Origin of the sequence: Actinotalea sp. JY-7885 (assembly GCF_014525465.1) — a bacterium.
Taxonomy (GTDB): domain Bacteria; phylum Actinomycetota; class Actinomycetes; order Actinomycetales; family Cellulomonadaceae; genus Actinotalea.
On record NZ_JACEXH010000196.1, the window covers coordinates 1 to 5,537 of the forward strand.

Annotated in this window: 4 protein-coding genes; all 4 read left to right on the forward strand. The window is 72.9% G+C overall.

Features of this window, described 5'->3' with window-relative positions:
* A partial coding sequence (locus IDM29_RS14405) for an AAA family ATPase (protein ID WP_188037688.1) occupies positions 1-627 on the forward strand: 627 nt, incomplete at its 5' end.
* Positions 624-1,508 (forward strand): ECF transporter S component, encoded by an 885-nt coding sequence (locus IDM29_RS14410; protein ID WP_255491859.1) that lies wholly within the window; start codon positions 624-626, stop codon positions 1,506-1,508. The genes IDM29_RS14405 and IDM29_RS14410, both read left to right, overlap by 4 nt.
* 424 nt (positions 1,509-1,932) lie before the next feature.
* Complete coding sequence (locus tag IDM29_RS14415; RefSeq protein WP_182113892.1) at positions 1,933-4,848, forward strand: vitamin B12-dependent ribonucleotide reductase; 2,916 nt, start codon at positions 1,933-1,935, stop codon at positions 4,846-4,848.
* A 104-nt stretch (positions 4,849-4,952) separates the two neighbouring features.
* Positions 4,953-5,246, forward strand: coding sequence for a hypothetical protein (locus IDM29_RS14420; protein ID WP_188037689.1), 294 nt, complete (start codon positions 4,953-4,955; stop codon positions 5,244-5,246).
* Positions 5,247-5,537 lie beyond the last annotated feature (291 nt).

Genomic DNA, 5,537 nt, shown 5'->3' on the forward strand with positions numbered 1-5,537 from the left:
GGCCCGGGCAGGTTCCTGCCCTGGCGGGCACGACGGCCGGTGGCCGTCGCGGGGAGCGCCGACCCCGCGCTCCTGGCCCCGGCCGCCGCGCGGGCCCTGGTCGGGCTCGTGCCGCAGGACCCCGCCCAGCTCCTCTACCTCGAGACCGTGGCGGCGGAGTGCGCCGCGGCCGACCGCGAGTCCGGCGCCGAGCCGGGCACCACCGCAGCGCTGCTGGCCGGCCTGGCGGGCACCGTCCCGGCGGACGCCCACCCGCGCGACCTCTCCGAAGGTCAGCGCCTGGCGCTGGTCCTCGCGGTCCAGCTCGCGGCACGCCCGCGCGTGCTGCTCCTCGACGAGCCGACGCGCGGGCTGGACTACGCGGCCAAGGCGAGGCTCTCGGTGGCCCTGCGGGCGCACGCCGACGCGGGCGGCGCGGTGGTGCTCTCGAGCCACGACGTGGAGTTCGTCGCCGAGGCGGCCGACCGCGTCGTCGTGCTCGCCGCGGGCGAGGTCGTCACCGACGGGCCGGCGCGTGACGTGCTCGTCGCCTCCCCCACGTTCGCGCCGCAGGTCGCCAAGGTGCTGCACCCGGTGGGCCTCCTCACGGTGGGTGCGGTCAGCGCCACGCTCGGGGCGGTCCCGTGAGCGCGCCGACCGCCGCGGTGCGCCGCGCCGCGCCCGCGGTCGACGTGGCCGCGCTGCCGCTCGGGCCCCGCACCCGCCTCGCGCTGGGGCTGGCCACGCTCGCCGGGATCCTCGCGTTCGGCTGGCCGCTCGTGCTGCAGCCCGGCAGCGGGCTCGAGCACAGCACCGACGCCCCGCTCGTCCTGGCGGTGGTGCTCGTGGCGGTGGTCGCCGTCGTGCTCGTGGCCCTCAGCGAGGGCGGGCTCGACGTCAAGGCCGTCGCGGTGCTGGGGCTGCTGTCGGCGGTGGGCTCCGTGCTGCGGCCGCTCTCGGCCGGCACCGCCGGCGTCGAGCTGGTGTTCGTCGTCATCGTGCTGGGCGGGCGCGTCTTCGGGCCCGGCTTCGGCTTCGCGCTCGGCTCCACGACGATCCTCGCCTCGGCGCTGCTGACCGGCGGGGTCGGGCCGTGGATGCCGTTCCAGATGCTCGGGGCCTCGTGGATCGGGCTCGGCGCCGGGCTGCTGCCCCGGCGCGTGCGGGGCGCGCGCGAGATCGCCCTGCTGGTCGCGTACGGCGCCGTCGCGGCGTTCGCCTTCGGCCTCGCGATGAACCTGTCCTTCTGGCCGTTCGGCGTCGGGACCGGCACGGGGATCTCCTTCGTCGCGGGCGACCCCGTGCTGGAGAACCTGCGCCGGTTCGGGCTCTTCACGCTCGCCACCTCCCTGGGCTGGGACGTGGGACGCGCCCTGACGACGGCGCTCGCGCTGGCCCTCGTCGCACGGCCCACGCTGGTCGCGCTGCGCCGCACCGCGGCGCGGGCGGCGTTCGCGCCGCGCCGCGCCGCTCCCGCACCCGACCCCGCCGTCGTCCCGTCCCCCGGAGCCCGACACGCCGAGCGGTGAGACACGCCGGGCGCTCAGGATCACCCCCACGGCCTACGTCCATCATCGACAGCGCCCTGGCCTGCGGCTTCGTCGCGCCCGGCGCGGCCGCGGCGTCATGGCCCGCAGATTCACCGCCCGTGGCACTACATCTAGTGGTTCCACGGTTGTAAGTTAGGCACCTGTAGTGGTGAGCGGCCAAAACTGTGCATGAACCTGTGCATGACCCTGTGCAGGACGCGCCCCCGCTGTGGACCGGCGCCAGGACCCACCACCCGCGACGCAGCACGGCCAGCACGACCACCACCGCACGACGACACGACGAGCACGGCACGACGAGCAGCACGCGCGACGAGCAGCACGGCGAGCACGGCACGACCACCTGGGACAGCGAGCCCCGAACACCCGCGCGAGCGCCACCCGGCACCCCGCTGAAGGAGAAGTCATGACAGAGACGTCGGAGTCCACCGGCAAGGCGGGCGCCCGCGGGACCCGCGGACGCAAGAACGGCCTCGTGGTCGAGCGCGTGTTCACCACGCCCGGGGTCCACCCGTACGACGAGGTCGAGTGGGACCGTCGCGACGTCGTGCAGACGAACTGGAAGAGCGGCGAGACGATCTTCGAGCAGAAGGGCGTCGAGTTCCCGGCGTCGTGGTCGCTCAACGCGACCACGATCGTCACGACCAAGTACTTCCGCGGCGCCGTCGGCTCCTCGCAGCGCGAGTGGAGCCTCAAGCAGCTCATCGACCGGGTGGTGCTGACCTACACCAAGGCCGGCCGCGAGTTCGGCTACTTCGCGACCGACGAGGACGCGACGGTCTTCGAGCACGAGCTGACGTGGATGCTGCTGCACCAGGTCTTCTCGTTCAACTCCCCGGTGTGGTTCAACGTCGGCACGCCGTCGCCGCAGCAGGTGAGCGCGTGCTTCATCCTCGCCGTCGACGACACCATGGACTCGATCCTCAACTGGTACCGCGAGGAGGGGATGATCTTCAAGGGTGGCTCGGGCGCCGGCCTGAACCTCTCCCGCATCCGCTCCTCCAAGGAGCTGCTGTCCTCGGGCGGCACCGCGAGCGGCCCCATCTCCTTCATGCGCGGCGCGGACGCGTCCGCGGGCACCATCAAGTCGGGCGGCGCCACGCGCCGCGCCGCCAAGATGGTCGTGCTCGACGTCGACCACCCCGACATCGAGGAGTTCGTCGAGACCAAGGCGCGCGAGGAGCACAAGATCCGCGCGCTGCGCGACGCCGGCTTCGACATGGACCTCGGCGGCAAGGACATCGTCTCGGTCCAGTACCAGAACGCGAACAACTCGGTCCGCGTGAGCGACGAGTTCATGCAGGCGGTCGAGGACGGCGGCACCTTCGGGCTGCGCGCGCGTCAGGACAACCGCGTCATCGAGACGGTCGACGCCAAGGGCCTCTTCCGCAAGATCGCGAAGGCCGCCTGGGAGTGCGCCGACCCGGGCCTGCAGTACGACTCCACGATCAACGACTGGCACACGAGCCCGGAGTCCGGCCGCATCACCGCGTCCAACCCGTGCTCGGAGTACATGCACCTGGACAACTCCTCGTGCAACCTCGCCTCGCTCAACCTCCTGACGTTCCTCAGGGCCGACGACACGTTCGACGTCGAGCGCTTCGAGAAGGCGGTCGAGCTCGTCATCACGGCGATGGACATCTCGATCTGCTTCGCGGACTTCCCGACGGAGGCGATCGGCGACACGACGCGCAAGTTCCGCCAGCTCGGCATCGGCTACGCCAACCTCGGTGCGCTGCTCATGGCGACGGGGCACGGCTACGACTCGGACGGCGGGCGTGCGCTCGCCGCGTCGATCACCTCGCTCATGACGGGCACGGCCTACAAGCGCTCGGCCCAGCTCGCGGGCGTCGTGGGCCCGTACGAGGGCTACCGCCTCAACGAGGCCGGGCACAAGCGCGTCATGCGCAAGCACGCCGCGGCGAACGACGACATCCGCACGCTCGGCTCGATGGACGCCGGCATCCACGCCGCCGCGACCAAGGTCTGGGCCGAGGGCAACCGGATCGGCGAGACGAACGGCTGGCGCAACGCGCAGGCGTCGGTGCTCGCCCCGACCGGGACCATCGGCTTCATGATGGACTGCGACACCACGGGCGTGGAGCCGGACTTCTCGCTGGTGAAGTTCAAGAAGCTCGTCGGCGGCGGCTCGATGCAGATCGTCAACCAGACGATCCCGCGGGCGCTGCGCCGCATGGGCTACGCCGAGGAGACGGTCGAGGCGATCGTCGAGTACATCGCCGAGCACGGCCACGTCGTCGACGCCCCCGGCCTCAAGCCGGAGCACTACGAGGTGTTCGACTGCGCCATGGGCGAGCGCGCCATCTCCCCGATGGGGCACGTCCGGATGATGGCCGCGGTGCAGCCGTTCATCTCGGGCGCGATCTCCAAGACGGTGAACATGCCGGAGACGGCCACCGTCGAGGAGATCGAGGAGATCTACTTCAAGTCCTGGAAGATGGGCATCAAGGCGCTCGCCATCTACCGCGACAACTGCAAGGTCGGCCAGCCGCTCTCCGACGCCAAGGCCAAGGGCGCCGACTCGGCGGTCGAGGCGACGGCGGCGACGACGGTCGTCGAGGCCGCGCCCGCACGGGCCACGCGCAAGCGCCTGCCCCGCCAGCGCACGTCCCTGACGACGTCGTTCACGGTGGGCGGCGCCGACGGCTACATCACCGCGGGCTCGTACCCCGGCGACGGCCTCGGCGAGCTGTTCGTCAAGCTCGGCAAGCAGGGCTCGACCCTGGCGGGCGTCATGGACGCGTTCTCGATCGCGATCTCCGTCGCGCTGCAGTACGGCGTGCCGCTGGAGACGTACGTGCAGAAGTTCACCAACATGCGCTTCGAGCCGGCCGGCATGACGGACGACCCGGACATCCGCATGGCGCAGTCGATGATGGACTACATCTTCCGTCGCCTGGCGCTGGACTACCTGCCGTTCGAGACGCGCGCGTCGCTCGGCATCTACACGACGCAGGAGCGCACGCGTCAGCTCGAGACCGGGTCGTACGAGCCCGTCCCCAGCGACGCGTACGAGGCCCTGAACGAGCCGCCGTCGGCGTCGGACCTCGCCGAGTCGTCCGCACGTACCGCGGCGTCCGCGCCCGCCCCGGCACCGGCCCCCTCGGCACCCGCGCCGTCGGTCGCGGCGGCGTCGGTGGCCCCCGTGCCCGCGAGCGTGCACTCCTCCGCCGAGCTCATGGACCTCATGCAGGGCCGCGCGGCGGACGCGCCGCTGTGCATGAACTGCGGCATCAAGATGCGCCCGGCGGGCTCGTGCCACGTCTGCGAGGGCTGCGGCTCGACCAGCGGCTGCAGCTGACCGCTCGCTGAGCACCGGTGAGGGGCGCCGACCGTCGGGTCGGCGCCCCTCACGCGTGCCCGGCGGCTCTGGACATCCGCGCGGCGCCGGAGCATCGTGCGTCCATGGGAGACGTCGTCGCGCTGCCGCTACCGGGTGCCACCGCGCTGCCTGACCTGCGGGGTGAGCGCCGTGCCCTGCAGGTCACCTGGCACGAGGAGGACGCCGTCGTGGTGGTCAGCACGTGGCGCCAGGGCCAGTGCGTCGCGAGCGTCCGGCTCTCCGCCACCGAGGCGGCCGCCCTGGTCTCGGTCCTCGCCGACGGCCTCTCGCGCTGCCGCATCGACGCGCCGCCACCGGGCGGCGCGGGCCGGGATGCCGGCGTGCCGCCCGCGGGGGGCACGACGTCCGTCGGCTGACCTGCCCCGCGGTGCGGGCGCCGCCGGTTCCCTCATACGGGTGAACTCCTGGGACGACACGCCGGCCGGGCTTCAGTCCGGCCGCCGGCGCGCCGAGACAGGTCGTACTAGCGACCGCGGACGCCCCCACGTCCCCGGTCGTCGACGGCCACCGAAGGACGACGCCCCGGATGCAGCTCGACCAGCCCCCCCTGACTCGTCGCGAGCTCAGGGCGCGCGAGCAGGCGGCGGCCGGGCGGCACCGCGCGCGCCGCAGGTCGGCCGTGCCCGGCAGCCCGTGGCCGGCACTCC

Bases quoted from the DNA above. Each gene is read 5' to 3' on its own strand.
- IDM29_RS14415 (WP_182113892.1), top strand. From the start codon at position 1,933: ATGACAGAGACGTCGGAGTCCACCGGCAAGGCGGGCGCCCGCGGGACC.
- IDM29_RS14420 (WP_188037689.1), top strand. From the start codon at position 4,953: ATGGGAGACGTCGTCGCGCTGCCGCTACCGGGTGCCACCGCGCTGCCT.